Origin of the sequence: Paenibacillus sp. FSL H3-0321 (assembly GCF_038002865.1) — a bacterium.
Lineage (GTDB): Bacteria > Bacillota > Bacilli > Paenibacillales > Paenibacillaceae > Paenibacillus_AQ.
Window position 1 is genome coordinate 1,771,318 of the sequence record NZ_JBBODH010000001.1, and the last position, 20,311, is coordinate 1,791,628.

At 49.6% G+C, this 20,311-nt stretch carries 20 protein-coding genes and 1 riboswitch; of the genes, 4 read left to right on the forward strand and 16 right to left on the reverse strand.

The genetic code is table 11. From position 1 onward, the window contains the following. Positions 1 to 34 precede the first annotated feature (34 nt). Entirely contained in the window at positions 35 to 754 is a 720-nt protein-coding gene (locus MHI45_RS07850; protein WP_379140765.1) for a Crp/Fnr family transcriptional regulator, read from the forward strand. A gap of 151 nt (positions 755 to 905) precedes the next feature. On the opposite strand, the gene MHI45_RS07855 is transcribed toward MHI45_RS07850, so the two are convergent. From MHI45_RS07855 to MHI45_RS07905, 11 genes are all read right to left on the reverse strand, one after another. After that, positions 906 to 1,394, reverse strand: a complete 489-nt coding sequence (locus MHI45_RS07855) for an NUDIX hydrolase (protein ID WP_340897271.1) — start codon at positions 1,392 to 1,394, stop codon at positions 906 to 908. A 141-nt stretch (positions 1,395 to 1,535) separates the two neighbouring features. Beyond that, positions 1,536 to 2,327, reverse strand: a complete 792-nt coding sequence (locus MHI45_RS07860; RefSeq protein ID WP_076108849.1) for a formate/nitrite transporter family protein — start codon at positions 2,325 to 2,327, stop codon at positions 1,536 to 1,538. A 29-nt stretch (positions 2,328 to 2,356) separates the two neighbouring features. Further along, positions 2,357 to 2,698, reverse strand: coding sequence for a nitrite reductase small subunit NirD (gene nirD, locus MHI45_RS07865; protein WP_038594983.1), 342 nt, complete (start codon positions 2,696 to 2,698; stop codon positions 2,357 to 2,359). A gap of 25 nt (positions 2,699 to 2,723) precedes the next feature. After that, positions 2,724 to 5,150, reverse strand: a complete 2,427-nt coding sequence (gene nirB / locus MHI45_RS07870; RefSeq protein WP_341118942.1) for a nitrite reductase large subunit NirB — start codon at positions 5,148 to 5,150, stop codon at positions 2,724 to 2,726. Positions 5,151 to 5,376: 226 nt separating this feature from the next. Then, the gene (locus MHI45_RS07875) at positions 5,377 to 6,075 is read right to left on the reverse strand and encodes a hypothetical protein (RefSeq protein WP_341118943.1); all 699 of its coding nucleotides are present in this window, start codon (positions 6,073 to 6,075) and stop codon (positions 5,377 to 5,379) included. Between the two features lie 196 nt (positions 6,076 to 6,271). Then, positions 6,272 to 6,940, reverse strand: a complete 669-nt coding sequence (gene ric / locus MHI45_RS07880) for an iron-sulfur cluster repair di-iron protein (protein ID WP_341119146.1) — start codon at positions 6,938 to 6,940, stop codon at positions 6,272 to 6,274. A gap of 194 nt (positions 6,941 to 7,134) precedes the next feature. Next, a complete protein-coding gene (locus MHI45_RS07885) occupies positions 7,135 to 8,226 on the reverse strand; it encodes a MerR family transcriptional regulator (RefSeq protein WP_341118944.1) in 1,092 nt (363 codons plus the stop codon). 57 nt (positions 8,227 to 8,283) lie between these two features. Then, positions 8,284 to 9,006 (reverse strand): hypothetical protein, encoded by a 723-nt coding sequence (locus tag MHI45_RS07890; protein ID WP_341118945.1) that lies wholly within the window; start codon positions 9,004 to 9,006, stop codon positions 8,284 to 8,286. Positions 9,007 to 9,376: 370 nt separating this feature from the next. Continuing rightward, positions 9,377 to 9,694: a winged helix-turn-helix transcriptional regulator gene (locus tag MHI45_RS07895; protein WP_038594991.1), complete on the reverse strand. Its 318-nt coding sequence runs from the start codon at positions 9,692 to 9,694 to the stop codon at positions 9,377 to 9,379. A gap of 125 nt (positions 9,695 to 9,819) precedes the next feature. Next, positions 9,820 to 10,143 (reverse strand): hypothetical protein, encoded by a 324-nt coding sequence (locus MHI45_RS07900; RefSeq protein ID WP_341118946.1) that lies wholly within the window; start codon positions 10,141 to 10,143, stop codon positions 9,820 to 9,822. Between the two features lie 24 nt (positions 10,144 to 10,167). Continuing rightward, positions 10,168 to 11,103 (reverse strand): Gfo/Idh/MocA family protein, encoded by a 936-nt coding sequence (locus MHI45_RS07905; RefSeq protein WP_341118947.1) that lies wholly within the window; start codon positions 11,101 to 11,103, stop codon positions 10,168 to 10,170. Positions 11,104 to 11,238: 135 nt separating this feature from the next. Between MHI45_RS07905 and MHI45_RS07910 the strand changes: the two genes are divergently transcribed. Next, the gene (locus MHI45_RS07910) at positions 11,239 to 11,847 is read left to right on the forward strand and encodes a TVP38/TMEM64 family protein (protein ID WP_341118948.1); all 609 of its coding nucleotides are present in this window, start codon (positions 11,239 to 11,241) and stop codon (positions 11,845 to 11,847) included. A 170-nt stretch (positions 11,848 to 12,017) separates the two neighbouring features. After that, positions 12,018 to 13,004 carry a peptide-methionine (R)-S-oxide reductase MsrB gene (gene msrB, locus MHI45_RS07915; RefSeq protein WP_341118949.1) on the forward strand — a complete coding sequence of 329 codons (987 nt, stop codon included), beginning with the start codon at positions 12,018 to 12,020 and terminating at the stop codon, positions 13,002 to 13,004. 83 nt (positions 13,005 to 13,087) lie between these two features. On the opposite strand, the gene MHI45_RS07920 is transcribed toward msrB, so the two are convergent. After that, positions 13,088 to 13,702 carry a hypothetical protein gene (locus MHI45_RS07920; protein WP_052092225.1) on the reverse strand — a complete coding sequence of 205 codons (615 nt, stop codon included), beginning with the start codon at positions 13,700 to 13,702 and terminating at the stop codon, positions 13,088 to 13,090. A gap of 138 nt (positions 13,703 to 13,840) precedes the next feature. After that, positions 13,841 to 14,983, reverse strand: coding sequence for a DUF4349 domain-containing protein (locus tag MHI45_RS07925; protein ID WP_341118950.1), 1,143 nt, complete (start codon positions 14,981 to 14,983; stop codon positions 13,841 to 13,843). Positions 14,984 to 15,391: 408 nt separating this feature from the next. Here MHI45_RS07925 and MHI45_RS07930 point away from each other — a divergent pair, with 408 nt between their 5' ends. Further along, positions 15,392 to 15,544, forward strand: a complete 153-nt coding sequence (locus MHI45_RS07930; RefSeq protein WP_076108838.1) for a DUF1540 domain-containing protein — start codon at positions 15,392 to 15,394, stop codon at positions 15,542 to 15,544. 235 nt (positions 15,545 to 15,779) lie between these two features. Here the strand turns inward: MHI45_RS07930 and metE are convergent, their stop codons facing one another. The 3 genes from metE to MHI45_RS07945 all read right to left on the reverse strand — a co-directional run bounded on the left by metE (position 15,780) and on the right by MHI45_RS07945 (position 20,304). After that, complete coding sequence (gene metE, locus MHI45_RS07935; protein ID WP_341118951.1) at positions 15,780 to 18,080, reverse strand: 5-methyltetrahydropteroyltriglutamate--homocysteine S-methyltransferase; 2,301 nt, start codon at positions 18,078 to 18,080, stop codon at positions 15,780 to 15,782. 162 nt (positions 18,081 to 18,242) lie between these two features. Next, a riboswitch (cobalamin riboswitch) is annotated at positions 18,243 to 18,453 on the reverse strand. A gap of 286 nt (positions 18,454 to 18,739) precedes the next feature. Beyond that, on the reverse strand, positions 18,740 to 19,600 hold the full coding sequence (locus MHI45_RS07940; protein WP_038595003.1) for an undecaprenyl-diphosphate phosphatase: 861 nt from the start codon (positions 19,598 to 19,600) through the stop codon (positions 18,740 to 18,742). A gap of 71 nt (positions 19,601 to 19,671) precedes the next feature. Continuing rightward, complete coding sequence (locus MHI45_RS07945; protein ID WP_076108835.1) at positions 19,672 to 20,304, reverse strand: DedA family protein; 633 nt, start codon at positions 20,302 to 20,304, stop codon at positions 19,672 to 19,674. Positions 20,305 to 20,311 lie beyond the last annotated feature (7 nt).

Genomic DNA, 20,311 nt, shown 5'->3' on the forward strand with positions numbered 1-20,311 from the left:
CTGAAAAACTGAGGGAATAAAGGGGATGTCGATTATGATCAAGGAACATTATAATGTTATCGAAGCCCACGGGAATACAAACTGTTTCTCCGAACAGAACTTCAACAGACTTCTTGTCACAATGAAAGAACGCATGGTCCCTGAAGGATCTCACTTGTTTTGGGAAGGCGACTACTCGGATAAATTGTTTTATATCAAACGTGGACGTGTTAAACTGACCAAATCTACTGACGAGGGTAAGGAACTTATTCTTTATATGTATCAGGCTGGTGATATGGTAGGCCAAGCAGACCCTTTCTTCAGCACGAAGCACAGCTTCACCGCAGAAGTGATTGAGGAGAGCGAGGTTGGTGTGATTGAGCAGAAGGATCTGGAGATTCTGATCTGCCAGCACTGTGATTTCGCCATCGACTTTATGAAATGGATGGGCATTCACCACCGTCTCACCCAGACGAAATTCCGTGATTTGATGATGTACGGCAAACCTGGCGCACTTTGTTCTACGCTGATCCGCCTCGGCAACACTTACGGCGAGAAGAACGGCGACAACATTCTGATCAACAAAAAAATTACGCATACGGATCTGTCCAACATGATCGGCGCTACCCGTGAGAGCGTCAACCGGATGCTAAGCGACCTTCGCAAGAAAGACGCTGTGGAATACGAAAACGGCATGATCGTAATTAAAGATCTTGGCATGCTGCAGGAAATCTGCCACTGTGAATTATGTCCGAACGAAATTTGCCGTATTTAATTTCCTTGTAATAATACCCTCTATTCTCCTCAATGAAACATATAGGGCCCAAATTTTCTTCACAATAAAGATAGAGTGGTCTAAGACGCTTGCGGGCGTCTTTTTTTCCGTTTGTATTGCCTTAAGACAGAGTTCCATTTGTGAAGCTATACTACATGGAGCCTCTTTTCATCTCCCATTCCCCATAATATCCAGCCTCTGGAGATAAGCTGCCTCCGCTTAGCCAACCCGCTGCAAGTACCGCCACTGGTGAAGCCGAATCCAGCGTAATGGCTGCCAGATCCACCCACTCCATCCCCAGTGAATCCTGCTCCGCGAATACGCCGATAGTAACAGCATGTTGAGGGTCCGTGATATCCACAGTATACAGCGCTGCGATGTGATGCATATGTGTAAAGTCATTCTCCTGATAGCGTACAAAAAAATCAAAGGTGCCCAGACTGTCTCTCACCTTTACAGACAACCCGGTTTCCTCCACAAATTCTCTGACCAAGCCATCAGCCAGCGATTCATTCTCCTCCAGCCTTCCCCCGGGAAGATCATATCTTCCGGTGTAAGCCCCTCTTCCTTTATGTATGACCAGCAGCCTGCCCTCGCGTTCACAAATTCCATAAACCCCAAAATGATTGAAGCTCTTCATCGCAGATCTCTCCCTGTAAAAAATAACAATATGACTTAATGTAAAGTCCCAGTGCAGATACAGTTTAACAAAAAAACTGTCCTGCGGGCTATGACCCACAAGACAGTTATAGTTGCTTGCTATTCAAAACTTATCATTACCTTAACGTTTGCCTCGGGCAGCACGCACCGGTGAAATCAGCCAATAGGCCATACCAACAAACACACCACCACCGATGATATTGCCCAGGGTAACAGGAATCATGTTATGCAGCCAGCCGGCAATGCTGATGGTCTCCGGATGGTTCGGCAGCAGTACGGCTACGCTTAGCAGTGTCATGTTAGCCACACTGTGCTCATATCCGCTGGCGATAAAGGCGAACAGACACCACCAGATCAGCACCAGTTTTGCCGCTTCACTTTTCGCACGCGAGGACATCCACAAGGCCAGACAGACCAGCCAGTTACAGAGGATACCGCGGAAGAACAGCTCCGAGAAGGGCAGTGTCATTTTTTTGGCGGCAGCGGTAAAGATCAGATGCTCAGCAGGAGCTGCATTGAACAGGCCCGTTCCTTGAATCAGCAGCGCCAGAATGACCGCACCGGCAACATTGCCGACAAATACAATAATCCAGTTCTTTACCGTATCCCAGACACTGGTTCTTCCGGCAAGTGTACTTACGGTAAAAAACATATTGTTCCCGGTAAACAGCTCAGATCCGGCAAATACGACCAGTGTCAGTGCAATCCCGAAGGAGGTGCCCATCACAAGCGGCTGAAAAGGGGATTTGGCCGCCGCTAGCGGTGCGCCGAGTGAGAAAATAAGAATGATTCCGATCCCAACGTAAGCCCCGGCCAATATTGCAGCCAGAAAATACCTCGGCAGACTCTCGTTCATTTTGTCGCGTTTGCCTACTGCTGTTTCTACGATGTTCTCGACACTTTGCGTAAACATCTCTCCACCCCGCCATTCCTCATCTTAATTTAGCTTTGAAAAACTGCCTGTTGCAGGCTGACTTTCACAATATCTCCGTCAAGAGAAACGGGAAAGGTTGCAACTGTACCGTGGTCCGGTGCCTGAACCTCGCCGCTGCGAAGATCAATCTTCCAGTCATACAGCGGATCGTACAAATAATGTCCCGATACGATTCCCTCAGCGAGAGGCCCACCCTTGGGATGAGGGCTGCTGTTCTCTACGGCATAGAAAGCTCCGTCCGAGGTGCGGAATATGGCCAGCTCCAGATTCCCGGCTGTTACAACACGTCCAATTTGCGGCAGGAAACTCTGTACCGGTCCTACGGCGTATTCTTGTTTTGCGCTATCCATTGTTCTCTCTCCTTTTGGGTTATGATTAGATTCTTGCCTTCTCAAACAGCGCGGTGCGGGTGCTGTCGTCATTCAGCATTTTTTTCCAAGGATCAGTTACCTGTGCCAGGGCAAAATCAATCCGTGCAGCCAGCTCCTTGCGGTTGTCCTCATTGTTCAGAATCACGTTCTGAATATTTTCCAGTCCCATGCGTTCGACCCACTCCGAGGTTCTTTCCAGGTAGTTCCCGGTTTCACGGTAGTACTGAATCACGGCGGAGCAGATTTCGATCAGCTCATCATCGGTTTTCACCTTGCAGAAGGCATCGGCTATCCGCGGTTTGATCCCGCCGTTGCCGCCAATGAACACTTCCCAGCCGCCGTCGTTGCCGACGATGCCGATATCCTTCGTGCAGGATTCCGCACAGTTGCGCGGGCAGCCGTTGACTGCTATTTTGAATTTGGCCGGCAAATCAAGGCGTTCATATTTACGTTCAATAAAAGCTCCCATACCCATGGAATCCTGTGTCCCGAAGCGGCAGAACTGCGAACCTACACAAGTTTTTACCGTACGAAGCGATTTCGCATAGCCATAACCGGAAGGCATATCCAGCTCCTCCCATACTTTAGGCACATCCTCTTTTTGGATACCGACCAGATCCAGACGCTGACCACCGGTCACTTTTACAACCTTCACGTTATATTTCAAGGAAACATCAGCAATTCGTCTCAGGTCTTCCGGTGTAGTTACACCGCCGTACATCCGTGGAATAACGGTGAAGGTGCCGTCTTTCTGGATGTTCGCACTCATCCGTTCGTTGACGAACCGCGATTCCTTCTCATCCTCATGGGTATCCGGGTAGATCATGCCGAGATAATAGTTCACAGCCGGACGACATTTGGAGCAGCCTTCTGCTTGTTTCCAGCCCAGCACATTCATAACCTCTTTGGTCGTTTTCAAGCCTTTAGCGGTAATCTCTGCTACAATCTCATCGCGGCTCAAGGTGGTGCATCCGCAAATCCCCTGCTTCGCACTTTCCTGGAAGCTGTCACCGAGAACAAACTGCAGAATCTGCTCGACAACCGGCTTGCAGCCACCGCAGGAGCGGGTAGCTCCGGTGCACGCTTTAATTTCGTCTACCGTGGTAAAACCATTCTCCGTAACGGCATCAACGATCGCCTTCTTGGTCACGCCGTTGCAGCCGCAGACGATCTCCTCATCAGCCATCGTTTCGACTGACAAGCCTTTTTTCGCACTTCCTCCGCCGCAGCAGCCCGTGCCCATTACTTCGCCATAAATTTCGTCGGTCATTTCGGTGCCCTGCTTGACCAGCTTCTGCAGACTGGCGGATTCAGTTACATCGCCGAACAGGACTGCACCGACAATAATATTGTTTCTGAGCAGAATTTTCTTATAGGTTCTCTTCCATTCATCTTTAGCCGAAATGACGGTATGCTCCGCTGTTTCAGTGAAATCACCGGCAGAAAAGACATCCACACCCGAGATCTTCAGCTTGGTGGCTACGACAGAACCTTCATACGGCTGGGTGGAGGCGCCGCACAAATGCTTCGCCAGCACCATCCCCTGCTCGAACAGTGGAGCTACCAGCCCGTAGCAAGTGCCGCGGTGCTCCGTACATTCTCCTACAGAATAGACATTCGCCATCGAGGTCTGGAGATAATCGTTCACGACAATTCCGCGGTTAACTGTGATGCCGCTGTCTTTAGCCAGTTGGACATTCGGTTTGATTCCGACCGCCATCACTACAAAATCTGATTGCAGCTCGGTTCCATCACTGAAACGCAGGCCGTCTACCCGTTCCTCCCCGGTCAGCTCAACCGTCTGTTTTCCCATGGCAAACTTCACGCCCTGTCGTTCAAGCTCAGCTTGAAGCATGGAGGAAGCAGTATGGTCAAGCTGACGCTCCATCAAATCCTCCAGCAGATGCACGACGGTAACATCCATGCCGAGGTTCACAAGTCCTTTGGCTGCTTCAAGACCAAGCAGTCCGCCGCCAATCACCGCCGCTGTGCGGTATTGCTGTGCTGCAGCCAGCATGGCGTCGCAATCCGCAATGTCGCGGAAGCCTACAACTCCATCCTTTGTGCTGCCCGGTACCGGCAGAATGAATGAATTTGAACCTGTTGCAATAATAACTTTATCGTAAGGAACCGACATTCCATTATCTGTAATGATCTGACGGGAGGCTTCATCAATCCGGACAACAGTGGTTCCAGTATGCAGAGTAATATGGTTATCCTCGTACCACTGCCGGTCGTTCAGAATGATATCCTCAATGCTCTTGCTTCCTTCGAGGACATAGGACAGCATTATCCGGTTGTAGTTCGGATGAGGCTCGCTTCCAAAGATCGTAATATCATAAGTGCCGCCAAGCTTAAGGATCTGTTCGATAGTACCTACGCCAGCCATACCATTCCCTATCAAAACTAACTTTTCTCTCTCCACGGTCACTGTTAAGACCCTCCTCAATGCTTCTGGATTTCTTCATATACTTATCTGATAACAAAATTATACGTTTTAAATTTGAAGAGCATTTGTGATTGAAATCACAATAAATGTGAATGTTTTCACATATTTTTATGCCAGCATATGTAAGGTTTTTTGGTGATAGAAAAATAGCCCGCTCCCCTTAATCTTCCTCTTGCATTAAGGACAACTGGCTATGTTATTTATCACCTTACCGGAGAACCAGTGAAATCTCGAGTATATCTTGAGGTCTGAGCTTCATATCAATTCCGCTGTCAAGCAGCGTTTTGTCGTTCACCTTCAGCTTCCAGTCTTCACTGGTGAGCGGAGTATATCCCATAACCGTGAGTACCGTCTTGTTGTCTTCCGCCAACCGAACAATTCCGCTACTTTTCAGCAGACCCCGGACAGACAGATCCTCGCTATAGGATAAAATATGCGAATGTGTCAGATCGGGCTGCTCGCTCCCGCCGTTCACTACAAGAATGATGGGCAGAAGCGGGGCATCTCCGGCTGCCGGCTTCGCAGTAATTACAATCGCCTGTTCACGCGAGACTGGACTATTCCAATCGGTTATGATTTTGCCGCCAAGCTGAATCTGCCAGATCATGTCCGGGGCAAGAAATATTTTATTGACTGCCAATATGCTAAATCCGTCTTCGGCAAAAGTAACAACACCGCTACTCTTCAGCAATTCTATAAGCGTTATTCCCGGCTTGTAGGCTTCGCTGAGCAGTCTCCCCGAGTTCCCTGCCAGCTCATTATCACCGGCCATCAGTGAAAAAGTAGGGCCTGCAGCCCCGGCTGCGGCATTGTTTCCGTTCGCATCTGAACCAAATGACGAGCATCCGCCTACCGTCGCAATGATAATTAATCCTAACCATAAACGCCACAGAAATTTCGTGGACATTCCCGGCACCGCCCTCTTCCGCCCGATCATAACCTCAATCATTTTCTCAGGTCTTTAGTCATTATGTATACTATCTTTTAAGAATAACGCAAACTAGCTTTGTTCTCAAACGATAAATTCCGGGCGTTAATCAGGCAGCGGAGCGGTCAGAAGAAAAAAAGTCCCCGCAGGGACTTTGAGAACAGCGTGCTCAATTTTACTGATAACGCAGGAACAGGATATTATTCTCCAGATGCACATGCTCGAAGGTCATTCCCTCTAGCTCCTCCAGGCGGGCATAGGTCAGGCGGTAGGTTGTGCAGGCATGCTCTGGCGGAGTGAAGTCGTTCGTAACTCTGCGGAGCTCCCGCAAAATCTCACCGGCTCCGTCATGCTCTTCTTCCAGCGTATGCAGCAGCCCGCGCAGCTCGGCCAATCCTTCTTCGCTCGGATTCTCGGAGTACGCCAGCATCTTAGGAAACTCAGATTCCTCCTCCTTCGCTGTATGCTGCAGCAAATCTTCCCGCAGAAGGTTAAATAACCGGTAAACTTCGGCCAGATGCGGAGAATCCTCGCCATGGACGCGGAATACCTTGGTTACATTCTGACTGATCAGGGGCAGCTCTTCGCGCAAGTAGCGGTGATGCTTGCTCACAATATACTCAACCAGCTCAGCGGAAGATGCCTCATTCCAGGCAGTATCTACATCAAGCACAGGATGCTCTTTCAGCAGCTTATGCAGATCTGCAAGCAGTGTCTCCGGGTCAAGCCCTTTCTCAGCTGCCACTTCGGCCAGCGCCTTTGCGCCTCCGCAGCAGAAATCGATCCGCTGTCCCTTGAAATAATCTGCCGCCTTCGGGAATTGCAGTACAATATCTCTGACCATGTCCGCTCCGGTAAACTGGATAGGCGCTGCCGCAGAACTGTTTTCCGCATTGTCCTGTGTTCCTGTAATTGTATTATTGAATTGATTGGCCGTCATGATGGCCCCTCCCTTACGTAATTGGTTTCTGTTACCCTTCCACCTTAACGCCCAGAGAAGCCCAAGCTAGTGATTGAACGCACTGAATATATAAAATTTTATTGAACGTCAAATGTAATATTTGATAACTTTGAAAATTCCGAAAGCTCTTCGACTTTTTCATTATAAGCACAAAACGCTTTGCTTAGAATTTTTAGATTTTTAACAAACTTATCATAATATCCAATATCATTCATCAATCCCCTCATCCCTTCGGATAGATTTGTCAATCTTATATGTTCTGCCTGCATATCAGGATCGTGTTTTAATCGGTGAATATAATCAGAAATTTTCTCTCTTTCGTTTACAAGTCCCTCGTCTGTTATGGTAAGCCGTTTCTCGATATAGTCATTAATATGTTTCTCATACTTTTCAATATCTTTAATGGTCAGCTTTTCATACATGTCGACTATTTCCTGTGGATATTTTATCACTTCGACTTCATCTAAGAATTTAACTATGGAAATCCACGCTTCCTCTTTTTCCGGCGTATCTATAGGTTCATTTAAGAAAGAACTGTATTGCATGATCAACATCTTCCCAAAGTTCCCTGGAAAAATACGCTCAATCTGCTTTTTCATAAAACCCTCTCTGCTACGCTCATCCAGCTCAAGAGATTTATTCAGCACCGATAGTTGTTGTGTTAATTGCAGAAGTCCAATCTCATCAGAATCGAAACTGCTCAGGCTGGATCGAAGCACATTTTTGCTTTTTTCAAGTCTTTTGATCTCATTGTCAAGTCTTACTAGGTGTTGTTCTAAACAATCTTTCAACCTTTGAGGGTTCGATATCATGGTTTTGATATCCTTTAGAGGTACATCAAATTGTCTCAAAACAGATATTTGCACCAATACATCGGCATCACTTTGCGAATACTCCCGATAATTGTTTTCAGGATTAACATGAGGGCTTAGTAACCCTTCTTCCTCATAATAGTTTATTGCCTTTTTGGTAAGGCCCGTAATATCCATAATCGCACTTATTTTCATCAATAACACCTCCTTGTAATAAAATAAGCTAATACCCAAGGGAACAGTCAATAACTTATTTTCACAGCCATAGTTCAGATTGTCCGTACTTATTACTCTCAGCGATTTCAAGCCCAACTCAAAACAGCGCGCACCGATTGTGCCGGCACGCGCTGTTGTCATAGACATTCCCACTGGTTTATTTTATATTCTTACCATTCTTCTTATTATCAAGCTTCGCTATCGAACCGTAGCCTGCATATACGTCCGTTTGCCCTCAGCGTCCTTCAGATAAGGTCCCAGACCGGCAAAGCGGGAATGGTCTACATAGACTCCTGTCATCCATCGCCCCTCAGTCAGGCCGCCATTCCACTGCAGTACAAGATCGGGAGCTGCGATCCATTCCTGATACACCCTTATGTTCTTTTCTTTATATTCTTTGCTGGGTTTGCCAATCTCGGCCAGCCTTAGATTATTCATATAGGTCGGTACGAAATACGTGGAAATCGTATCGAGATCATCGCCATCCAGAAAGGCTTCTTCGCCCAAGTATGGCTGAAACAGCACCGTATTCTCATATAGCGACCATATTACAGCCTGCAGCACCATGCTCTGCCGGATGCCATTATGGAAGGTGAACCTGCGCTGCTGGCTGGAGCTGAGATTGTCCGGGACTGCCGATGGTTCCAGGCAATGCCGTTCACAGCCGATGCATTTCCAGCCGGTCGGGCTCTGGATCCATTTCTGAAACACGCTCCCGCTATCGTTATCTCCCTTGTATAAGGAGGATATGATTTCGTAGGGCACTCCAATCCACGCATCCCATAACGAGCCGGGAAGATGTCCGTGCAGCATAAACAACGTCTTGTCGTAAATGAGCTGAACTTTAATTGAGGCAGTCTCCAGCTCGGCAACATCGTCTTTTCCATATGTTATTTCCCGGGAAAACAAGGTGGTTTTCATCTTCCTCGCCTCCTAAAAGTTTTGTTAGCGTTACTTCTATCGAGTCCACTACGACAAAACTACTTCGAAAGCATACACTCAGTTTTGTTAGCGTTACTTCTATCGAGTCCACTACGACAAAACTTACTTCGAAAGCATACACTTAGTTTTGTTAGCGTTACTTCTATCGAGTCCACTACGACAAAACTTACTTCGAAAGCACATTCATATATTTGGTCATGCCCGCACACGTCCGGCAACAGTTTTTTCTATTATATTATATCCTGCGGTTGATTGTGCAAGTTTTATTTGAATAAATTTGAATAAATTTGAAAAAGCCCCTTTTCCATGAAGCGGAAAAGAGGCGATCAATAGGACGCTGAAGCGCGGGCTACTCGACCCAGCTCTCTGCCCAGGACTGAATTTGCTGCATAACCGGCTCAAGTGCGCGGCCCTTAGTGGTTAATTCGTACTCGATGCGCACCGGAGTTTCCGGATACACATGCCTTACCAGAATACCCTCACATTCCAAATCCTTCATTCGTTCGGACAGCATCTTATCGCTCATTGATGGAATCAGGCCGGAAATATCCTTAAAACGCTTCGGTCCACTCATCAATGTCTGGATAATCAGCCCATTCCAACGTTTGCCTAAGAAAGAGAAGGCCGTTTCGAATCTTGGGCACATCGTCAGCTGATGTTCTTCCATTGTTCTCACCTCTCACTTATGAAACTTACAATTAGTTAGTATATATAATTTTACCACATTTATAGCGTAATGAACATCGTTTACCAAAAAAAAGTTCACTAGCCTACCTTATTATATCCCTGATGTCAATCCACGGTGCCTTGCGGCGGCTTTCGCTGTGCAATCGCCTCGGTTACCACGTAAGCCAGATCATCGTTGCTATAGAGAGACAATACTCCTAGAACCGTATCATCGGAGATAAAGCCTGCTTCCTCCTCGGGTACAGTCAGCGCCAGTGCCCTGCTGAGCGCGGCATTGCCCTCCTGCTGCGGGTAAGCCTGCAGATACAGCGCATGCGGGTCTAATTTGTTGTTCACACACCATTGGGCAAACACGAGAATCATCATTTCTTCATCCCGTTTGTAGCTTTCGATAATCTGCTCTTCCATTGATTTGCTGTACTCGTCCATAGTGTGCTCCTTTCTGCTCTTCTGTCATTCGGCAAGCTTCGCTGCCAGCACATGGCTGGGCAGAACGGCGGAAGCTGCGATGCCGCATTGCTCCGGGGTATGAATATTGTTCAAAAAATGACTGACCACGCCGCTGAAGCCTCTCCGCTCCAGAATCGTATCCCAGCTTCCGAAGCTTTGGTTGCGTGGCAGGGAACCCTTCTCGAATAACGTAACCTTCTCCATGTCCACCACTTCTACTGATCTGCCGTTTCCGTGCAGCTCCAGCTTCTCAAGGTCAGCTCCGGCATCCCTGACCATACTGTACATTCCGCTCTCCCCGCTGGTCCAGGACAGCATTCCGGAGGATTGAAGCAGCCTGCCTTCCCGATCGGACTTAAGACTGCTGTGAAGCAGCTCATAATCCCCGCCGCAGAGCCAGAGCAGCAGGTCCAGCATATGAATCAGATCATCATGCACAGTTTCACGGCTGCTGCCGGATTGCAGCTTCGTGCGGTGTTTGACCGCCTGACAATGGCTGATACCGCCGGCTTTGGTTAGCCAGGCCTTGGCTGCCATATACATCGGGGCATACCGGCGGTTGAAGCCTACAGCCAGAAGCAGTCCTTTGTCTTCGGCCAGCTCCGCCATCCGCCGGGATTGTTCCAGCTCATAAGACAGCGGCTTATCTACATACACCGATAATCCGTGCTCCAGACACTGGGTCACAATTTCATAATGAGTTGGCGTGGGACTATGCACGAAGACCGCGTCAAGATCCCAGGACAGCAGCTCATTTAGATCGGTGGTGCCTTTGGGCAAGCGGTACATACCGACCGCTCCCTGAACCGTAACCGGAGAATGGCTTAGCACTCCAACTACCTCGGCCTGGTCATGACGGGAGAGCAGCGGCAAATAGACTTTACGGGCAATATCCCCGATGCCGACCATCGCCACTCTTTTACGTGCAGTGTTATTCATCGTAGCATCTCCCTCTTCTGTCATTCTTAGATGTATTATACAGTGACAAGCTCATTCGACAAATGATCTTTGCTTCATTAATTACTTTTTTTTCAGTATGATGAGATGAATGAACGGAAGAAAGGGAATAGTAGAATGAGAAAATGGCTGATGGCTTTGCTGTATGTTGCGGGTGTAATCCTTGCGTTTATCTATAGAAATGAAATCCTGGGCTGGCTGCGGGAGGATCACAATCTCCTCCTGTCGATCGGCGCGGCCACATTGCTGGCCTTTTTTCCTGTCATACCCTATAAGGCTGTCATCGCTTTATACGGATATGCCTACGGAAGTGTAGCCGGCGCAGCCATCTGCTGGTTAGCGACCACTATAGCTGCCGCGGTAGTGTACGGCATCGTAAAATATATATTTCAAGACAGGGCGGGTACATACTTAGCCTCTATACCACTGCTTGAGAAATTCTCGTCTGCCGTACAGCGGCGCCCCTTTGCTTCCATTGTGCTTGCCCGCCTGACTCCGGTAATTCCGCAAATGGCGGTGAACATCTACGCCGGTGTATCCGGACTGCACTTCTGGAGTTATCTCGCCGCTACCGGCCTAGGCAAAATCCCCGGCATATCGCTGTACGCCTTTCTTGGAGGACAGCTGTTCCTTCATCCGAAAAGCGCTGTTATAGCTATTCTGGTCTATGTCGCCGTAATCGCACTGGCCGTATGGTCCCTCCGGCCCCGCCGTTTCTTGGAATAAAGAGTCAACTGAGCACACATGTAGCAGTGAGAGTCCCGGCAGCCAGGAGGATGTTGTTTACAAGCATTCCGCCACACGAATGGCATCCGCTGGCAGAGTGATCTAATTTGCTTTATAATTAAATTGAATTGTGATCTATTTAATTGCATTCTATGAATGGAGGGATATTTATGAGTGATGTTCAGTCTAACCATATAGGCACCAAAACAGAAAAAGCGACTTTTGCGGGAGGCTGTTTCTGGTGCATGGTATCTCCTTTTGAGGAGCTGCCGGGTATTGTCGAGGTCCTCTCCGGTTATACAGGCGGGCATACGGTCAATCCGACCTATGAAGAAGTGTGCTCAGAAACGACCGGGCATGTTGAAGCGGTACAGATTACCTTTAACCCGGATATTTTCCCATACAGCAAGCTGCTGGAGCTGTTCTGGCAACAGATAGACCCTACCGATGCCGGAGGACAATTCTATGACCGCGGAACTTCCTACGGCACGGCGATATTCACCCATTCGGAGGAGCAGCGCCAGCAGGCAGAAGCTTCCAAGGCTGCGCTACAGGCCAGCGGACGTTTCTCGGGGCCAATTGTAACTCCAATCCTGCCGGCCAAACCGTTTTTCCCTGCCGAAGAGTACCACCAGGGTTATCATCATAAGAATCCCGGACACTACAAGCGTTACCGCAAGGGCTCCGGCCGGGATGCTTTTATCGAGAATCACTGGACACATCAGGAGGATAAGAACAGTCTGAAGGAACGTTTGACGCCGCTGCAATACGAAGTGACGCAGAACAACGCTACGGAATCGCCTTTCCGCAACGAATTCTGGGATCATCATGGAGACGGTATATACGTAGATATCGTATCCGGTGAGCCGCTTTTCAGTTCCCATGATAAATTCGATTCCGATTGCGGGTGGCCCAGCTTTACCCGGCCAATCCGCGACTATTCGGTCAAGGAGAAAACCGATCTCAGCCACTTGATGATCCGCACGGAAGTGCGCAGCAAAACTGCCGATTCCCACCTTGGTCATGTGTTCAACGACGGTCCCGGTGAAAATGGCCTGCGGTACTGCATCAATTCGGCTGCCCTGCGTTTTGTGCCGAAAGAAGATCTGGAGAAGGAAGGCTATGGAGAGTACCGTGTGCTCTTCCAGCATGCCTGATTCATAACGAACAGGAATTCTAAACATCTAACCCATACAAAAAAAAGAAACTCTGATTACAGAGTTTCTTTTTTTGTATTTGCTTATGCAGGGTCAAGCTTCGTAATAAGTGGTGCAAAATTAATCACTGAGAATTTATTAGCACTGGTTGGATCACCACTGCCTACAGCAACCTTTTGTGTTGTTGAGAGGCTGCTGGTCCAAGGCGTGTAATTCGCCCCGGCTGTGTCCGTACGCAGCTGGGTTTGGGAGAAGCTGGCCTGGCTGTACGAGCTGGCGCCTTGATCCTCCACACCGTGTATCATTTTCACTTTGTTATACGTCCCCAGCGCCTTCGACGCATTGCCGACATCCTTGTGGTCGGTCCAAGGGAGCGCCGCACCATTCAGATACAAGGTGGCTTGACGCGTGGAATGATCATAAGTGAGCTTAAGGTCAACCGTCTGGCCTTTGGCAAGACTCGATACAACTTGGGAATCATAGTACGTGCTGGTTCCTCCGTAGGAGGCTCCAAGAAACACTTTGAACCCGAGGTAAGAGTAGGAAATCCCCGCTTCAATGGAGGCATCTCCGATGCCCAAGTACCAGTCGACGTAGCCGTTTACCGGATTAATGGTTGTCGGCAGAATAAGCTTTGTTGTTACCCCTGTGTAGCTGGCTGCATTGGTAATTGTTCTAACTGCTCCGTGTCTGTTCATTGTTATCCATCTCCCTATACATATTAGTTAGTAGAAGCTGGCGCGCCATCTTTGCTTCTCATCTATTAGGGAAATTTCAAAAGAGAATTACAACCAAGCTGCGAAAAAACTTATCATCCCATACAGGGTGCTCATTCTTTATCCTTTATTCTCCGGTTCACCGCCATCTTCCTCGGGGGCAGTTCTATTCTCCGGCGCAGGCTCTGTGCTGCTGCGGTTCAGATTCTCCCTGTTCTGCTCCCGGTTGATCTGACCGATTCGCTCCATATGCGTCTTCTCACGCTCCTTGGATTTTCTCCGGTACCAGAGGACAATCGCTGTAACCACTCCGCCTATAAGGAGCACCGGAAGGGCCGCTGCAAGAAAAACAACCAGCCACTGGAACATAATGGACAAAGCGTTCAGGCTGCTCTTGAGTGCATCCGATGCCCGGTCTAACAGCGGACCCTGCTCTTTCTTCTGCGTAACGGCAAAACTTTCGTCCGTCTGATAGAGGCGGAGCTCCACGGTGGAGAAGGAGACATTTTGATCAATATAACGCATTCTGCCTTTAATCTGTTCGATTTCCTCCTGAATCGCTCCAAGCTGGTTAGCGAAAGCGACCAGGTCGGCCGATTTGGTTGCTTTTTTCATAAACTCGATATACTGGTTCTCCATCAGCTGCTTAGCCTTAAGACGTGATTCCAGATCAACATATTCTTCTGAAACGTCCTGCCCGGTGATGCTTTGCTGAATTTTTTCATTCTTGATCTTCTCCAGATTATCCAGAAAAGAGGCGAATCCGGAAGCCGGCACCTTCAGAATAAAGGTCCCGCCCTTCTCGTATTCAGACATATTCTCCGAGAATTCAATAATATAGCCGCCGGCCAAAGTAATCATGTTCCGTACATCACTTTGCGCTGAGGCATAGTCCTTTACCTCCATATTGAGGTTGGCCCGGTAGATCAGCTTCTTGTTCAGTCCGGCTGCAACATCGCTCCCGGTAAATCCGGAAGGTTGTTCAGCACCCTGTTCTGTACCTAGATTCTTGGCTGTCCCCGTCTTGTTCGCATCGGTTTTCTGATCCTGTCCGCCTGCTGTTACTGTAGCAGACTCCGCCGAAGATTCCTTCGATTGAACCGAAGCAGCCGCAGGTACTGAATCTGCCGCCCCTCCCTCAGAGAAGGTGTTCGCACTGAGTTGATCAGCAGCCGAGTTGCTGTCGTCGCCTGAACCACAGCCTGCCAGCACAACTGCTAGAACCAATAAAGATAAAAAGTAATGCAGACCCCATTTTCGCATTCTCATTCCTCCAAAAGTGTAGTGGAATTTCAGCTTCTTCTATATAAAACACTCCGGCGAAAGGCCCTTTGATCTCTGAGTCTCTTCCGCGTTATTTATTTTGACGTTCCAAAAGCTGGAAGGTTGCAGGAGATTGGAGAATTCCGAACCTTTTTTGATGTTTATTCCCAAATTTAACACCGTTTACATCGCAAACAGGATCATTCGAATGCTGAATGATCCTGTTTGCGAAAGGAGGCTTTATTTGCTACAATAATCGTGTCTGAAAAGACAGTGAAACACCAAATACCCTCTATTCACAAGGAATAAGGGTATGGTTCTGTTCGGACAAGCTCCACCTTGCTGAACAGGACAAATCACAACGTTCTAATCATGTTGCCAATCCACTATAAGGGGAGGTGAACCCTCATGGCAAAAGACGTATTGTGCGCAGTGAACTCTTGCACCTATTGGGCTGAAGAGAACAAATGCAACGCTGAGTCCATTTTTGTTGCTTATCACAGCTCCAAAGAGCCTACACAGTCTGAAGAAACAGACTGCAAAACTTTCGAAAGTAAATAAGGTTAAACGTAGAAGGGACCCTCCACGGTTCCTTCTTTTCTGTTTCCCATTCTATCAAGAATGAGAATTATTATCAAGTGTTTCTGCTAAAAAGATCGCCACAAAAAACCAATCCGGGGTGGAATACCCCGGATTGGTTTTTACAGTATATATGCCGACCCTAGCTGGACTTCCTCGGGATATTCAGCCCCCCTACGGATCACTGGGAAAATGTGCGCCCGGTATAACGGACGTATCAGCGGCTGACCGCTCCGCTCTTCTCTCTGACAATCACGGCAGCCTGCACCATGTTGCGCAGCGCCGCTCCGGTTTCTTCCCAGCCCCGTGTCTTCAGGCCGCAGTCCGGATTAATCCAGAACTGTCCGGCATCAAGCACACGCAGCGCCCGCTCAATAGCCTGTGTCATTTCCTCTACCTTCGGTACACGCGGACTATGAATATCATACACACCAAGACCGATTCCCTTGTCATACTCCTGTTCTTCAAAGCTGACGATCAGCTCCCCATGGCTGCGCGAGGTCTCGATGGAGATTACATCGGCATCCATCGCCGAGATCGGTCCGATCATGTCATTGAACTCACTGTAGCACATATGCGTATGGATCTGCGTGGTCGCCTTCACAGAGTTGGTAGCGATACGGAAAGATCTTACCGCCCAGCTCAAATAATGCTCATGATCTTCAGCCTTTAACGGCAGGCCTTCACGGATCGCCGGTTCATCCACCTGAATCATCTCGATTCCCGCTTCCTCAAGCGCCTGAACCTCATAACGTAAGGTAAGGGCGATCTGGTTAGCCACCTCTTCACGGCTGAGATCATCACGGACAAACGACCAGTTCAGAATGGTCACCGGACCGGTCAGCATCCCTTTTACCGGAAGACTGGTGAGCGACTGGGCGTACAGACTTTCCTTCACGGTCATAGGGCCGGTAAACGCAACATCGGCATAAATGACCGGCGGCTTCACACAACGTGAACCGTAGGATTGGACCCAGCCCCCTTTGGTAAAGAGGTACCCTGCCAGCTTCTCGCCGAAGAATTCAACCATATCCGTCCGCTCAAATTCACCGTGCACGAGCACATCCAGCCCGAGCTCCTCTTGAAAAGTAATCGCATCTGCAATTTGCTGGCGGATAAATCCGTCATAACGCTCCTGGTTCCAGACGCCCTTACGCCATTTGAGCCGGGCCTGGCGCACTTCAGGCGTCTGCGGGAAGCTGCCGATCGTCGTTGTCGGCAGCAGCGGCAGCTGCCACTTCTGCTGCTGCACCTTTACGCGTTCCGCGAAGGGCAAGCTGCGGCTGTCCGGCAGCTTATCCAGGCTGCGCACCTGCTCAGCCACATCCTGGCGCCCGCGTTCCGGCAGGGCGCGGAACACTTTCAGCGCCTCGCGGCTCTCGGCGAGCGCTGCGGCATAGACCTGCCCATCCTCGCCCGCCGCTGCTGCAATCAGGCTCAGCTCCGCCAGCTTCTCGTCGGCGAAGGCCAACGCTTGCCGTACCGCAGGCTTTAACTTGTCCTCGCCTTGAACAGTTACAGGCACATGCAGCAGACTGGAGGATGGCTGGAGGATCAGCCGTTCGTCCGGCACATGGGACTTCAGTGCGCGGACCAGCTCAAGCTTGGCATCCAGATCGGAGCGCCAAATATTGCGCCCGTCGATAATGCCCGCTCCCAGCCATTTGTCCTCTGGCCAGCCCAGACGCCGGATCGAGGCCAGATTGGCCCCGCCGTCATGGACGAAGTCCAATCCGATGCCCTGCACAGGCAACTTCAGCAGCACTTCCAGCGGCTCTGCGGCTTCAAAGTAAGTCTGCAGCAAGACATGAAGTCCAGGCACTGCTGCAGCAATCTCTCTGTAGATAGTTCCCAGCAGTTCAACTTCTTCCCCGGTTAATCCGGTCACAATTGCCGGTTCGTCGATCTGTACCCAAGCCACGCCTTCCTGCTGCAGCTCCTGCAGCAGTTGCACATACACCGGCAGGAAACGGGCAGCAACCTCTGCAATTTGATCCGCAGCGAATCCCTTGGAGAGCTTCAGGAAGGTATAGAGCCCGACTATAACCGGCTTGCCCTCAATACCTGCCTGCTCTTTGGCGAAACGGTAGGCAGCGAGCGGTTTATTCTCAATCAGGCGGGGAGTCTGCCCGCCGATTTCCGGCACGATATAATGGTAATTCGTATTGAACCATTTGGTCATCTCGCAGGCAGGGGCGGCCGAATTGCCGCGCGCCATGGCGAAGTACAGATCGAGCGGAATGTCTCCGCCATCGTAGGCATAACGCGGAGGAACAATGCCAAACATAGCAGCGGTATCCAGCACATGGTCATAAAAGGTGAAATCATTGACAGGAATCAGTGCGATCCCGGCCTGCTGCTGTGTCTTGAGGTGCTGAAGCTGAATCCCGGCCATTTCCGCGCGGAAGGTTTCTTCATTGATTTTGCCGCTCCAGTAAGCCTCCAGCGTCTTTTTCCACTCCCGGTTCTTTCCGATTCTCGGATAACCGAGGCTGCTCGTCTTGATGTTGTTTGTCATTACAGTCACTCCCTTGTCTATAGTAAATGCCTTAAGCTTTAGTTAATGATCTCAGTCGTTATCAATAAAAAAGAGCGTCTTCCCTAACCAGGCCGCAGGGAAAGACGCCCATGAGCTGCCAATGGGTAACGTCTTAACACCTCCCTATCTTCCGTAGGTACTGCAGTGCTGTTGAGACAGGCAGGTCTCCTGGCTAGCGGCGTCGGCATCCATCAGCAAGTCTTCCCGGCGAAGTAGAGATGGCCAGTGACATGGGCTGCTATGAACTCTTCCGTTACAGTGGCGGGACCGCATCGGCTTGTCACCGAATTTCCCTATTAAGCCTCCGGGCCTTTCTGATGCTCCGGCTGGCGCCTGTCTCCGATATTTGCAAATTGTATTCATCCCGTAATCTGATGCCATCATACTGAATCCGATACCTTATCCGCAACAGATTTACGGGTATTCCCGTTATACACATTCCCTATAGCTGGTGCCGTACAGGCTCATTTTGCGGGGATTCTGCCGCACATTCCCTCACAGCCTCTCTTCAAGAAGCAGCTTCAGCAGAACGTTTGGTATACAGCAAAAAGAACCGGCTGCACCGTCCTTGGCAAGGAGGTACACCCGGTTCCTTTTCGATAAATGATAGCAATCAACGGACTATTTCAGCCTGTCTTTTAGAACCAGACGAGGTAGACTACCCCGGCAAGAACGAGACGGTAAATCGCAAACGGCATGAGCTTGATCCGGTTGATCAGCTTCAGGAAAAACTTCATAGAGAGCAGCGCGAACAGGAAGGCACTAATGAACCCGGCAATAAAAAACGGCAGGGCATCTATCGTAAAATACTGCCAGTTCTTGACCAGTGAAATCAGACTCGCACCGGCCATGATCGGCACTGCCATAATAAAGGTGAAATCGGCAGCCGCACGGTGGCTCATACCCAGCAGCACTCCACCTGAGATGGTCGATCCGGAGCGTGAAAAGCCGGGCCAGAGCGACAAGCATTGGATCAAACCTACCGATAGCGCCTGTCTATATGTAATTTGGTCAACACTCTCTGTCTTGATTTTTTTGGGGGCGAACCGGTCGGCAAAAATCATGAATATTGCACCAATGACCAGACCGATCAGCACCGTCGACGTCGAGAATAAATGCTCGTCGATGTAATCCTCGAACAGAAACCCGAGAATTCCTGCAGGAATAAGTCCCACAATGACCTGCGCCAGCTTCAGCCGGCCTTCCGTCTCCACCGGAGGCTGTCCTTCCGGCACCGCCGTCAGCTCCTTGCGGCTGAACCGCTTGAGACCCAGCAGGTCGATGAACCGGTTGCGGAAAATGATGACTACCGCCAGGATCGACCCCAGCTGGATGACTACTTTGAACGTGTTTGCTGCATATTTTCCGAGGAATTCCTGGGATTTCAACCACATATCATCCACGATTACCATATGGCCGGTCGAGGATACCGGAGCAAATTCAGTTAATCCTTCTACAATTCCCAGAATGATGGCTTTCATGATAGTGAGCAGCTCCATATTGATCCCCTCCTTTTATTGACCTCACCCTTTGCGAGGCTTTAAATGTTCTGAGAAACCTGTGTATTAAATTAATCCGTGGTATCTACCGGTTTTCTACCGGACTGGCGTTTGCGGAAATAGAGCACACCACCCACAACAACTCCCACAGCAATCAATACGTAGACGACACTCGAGTAAGCTTCCATGTACACGCCAATATCCTCCCAGGATTCTCCCAGCGCAGCACCCAGCAGAATAAGCAGCACATTCCAGCCGAGCGTCCCGATCGTCGTAAACAGCATGAATAATCCGAATTTCATCCCCGACATTCCGGCAGGAATGGAGATCAGACTCCGCACCAGCGGAATCATCCGGCAGAATAATACCGTCCAGTAGCCGTATTTGTCGAACCAGGCATCCGCTTTACGGATATCTTTTCCGCTGATCCGGAGAAGTCCGCCCCAGCGGTCCACAATCCGCTCCAGTCTGTTCACGTCCAGCATCCGGCCGATCCAGTACAGCACAAGCGCTCCCAGCAGCGAGCCGGCCGTTGAGGCGATCAGCACGCCGGGGATGGTCATCCCGGAAGTGGTTGTCATGAAACCGCCGAACGGAAGGATTACCTCCGAGGGGATAGGCGGAAAAATATTTTCCAGGGCCAGCATCAGAAAAATGCCCAGATAGCCGAACTGTTCCATAAAATCGGTAATCCATGTTTTCATTTCGTGC

Bases quoted from the DNA above. Each gene is read 5' to 3' on its own strand.
- MHI45_RS07850 (WP_379140765.1), top strand. From the start codon at position 35: ATGATCAAGGAACATTATAATGTTATCGAAGCCCACGGGAATACAAAC.
- MHI45_RS07855 (WP_340897271.1), bottom strand. From the start codon at position 1,394: ATGAAGAGCTTCAATCATTTTGGGGTTTATGGAATTTGTGAACGCGAG.
- MHI45_RS07860 (WP_076108849.1), bottom strand. From the start codon at position 2,327: ATGTTTACGCAAAGTGTCGAGAACATCGTAGAAACAGCAGTAGGCAAA.
- nirD (WP_038594983.1), bottom strand. From the start codon at position 2,698: ATGGATAGCGCAAAACAAGAATACGCCGTAGGACCGGTACAGAGTTTC.
- MHI45_RS07875 (WP_341118943.1), bottom strand. From the start codon at position 6,075: ATGTCCACGAAATTTCTGTGGCGTTTATGGTTAGGATTAATTATCATT.
- ric (WP_341119146.1), bottom strand. From the start codon at position 6,940: ATGGTCAGAGATATTGTACTGCAATTCCCGAAGGCGGCAGATTATTTC.
- MHI45_RS07885 (WP_341118944.1), bottom strand. From the start codon at position 8,226: ATGACAACAGCGCGTGCCGGCACAATCGGTGCGCGCTGTTTTGAGTTG.
- MHI45_RS07890 (WP_341118945.1), bottom strand. From the start codon at position 9,006: ATGAAAACCACCTTGTTTTCCCGGGAAATAACATATGGAAAAGACGAT.
- MHI45_RS07895 (WP_038594991.1), bottom strand. From the start codon at position 9,694: ATGGAAGAACATCAGCTGACGATGTGCCCAAGATTCGAAACGGCCTTC.
- MHI45_RS07900 (WP_341118946.1), bottom strand. From the start codon at position 10,143: ATGGACGAGTACAGCAAATCAATGGAAGAGCAGATTATCGAAAGCTAC.
- MHI45_RS07905 (WP_341118947.1), bottom strand. From the start codon at position 11,103: ATGAATAACACTGCACGTAAAAGAGTGGCGATGGTCGGCATCGGGGAT.
- MHI45_RS07910 (WP_341118948.1), top strand. From the start codon at position 11,239: ATGAGAAAATGGCTGATGGCTTTGCTGTATGTTGCGGGTGTAATCCTT.
- msrB (WP_341118949.1), top strand. From the start codon at position 12,018: ATGAGTGATGTTCAGTCTAACCATATAGGCACCAAAACAGAAAAAGCG.
- MHI45_RS07920 (WP_052092225.1), bottom strand. From the start codon at position 13,702: ATGAACAGACACGGAGCAGTTAGAACAATTACCAATGCAGCCAGCTAC.
- MHI45_RS07925 (WP_341118950.1), bottom strand. From the start codon at position 14,983: ATGCGAAAATGGGGTCTGCATTACTTTTTATCTTTATTGGTTCTAGCA.
- MHI45_RS07930 (WP_076108838.1), top strand. From the start codon at position 15,392: ATGGCAAAAGACGTATTGTGCGCAGTGAACTCTTGCACCTATTGGGCT.
- metE (WP_341118951.1), bottom strand. From the start codon at position 18,080: ATGACAAACAACATCAAGACGAGCAGCCTCGGTTATCCGAGAATCGGA.
- MHI45_RS07940 (WP_038595003.1), bottom strand. From the start codon at position 19,600: ATGGAGCTGCTCACTATCATGAAAGCCATCATTCTGGGAATTGTAGAA.
- MHI45_RS07945 (WP_076108835.1), bottom strand. From the start codon at position 20,304: ATGAAAACATGGATTACCGATTTTATGGAACAGTTCGGCTATCTGGGC.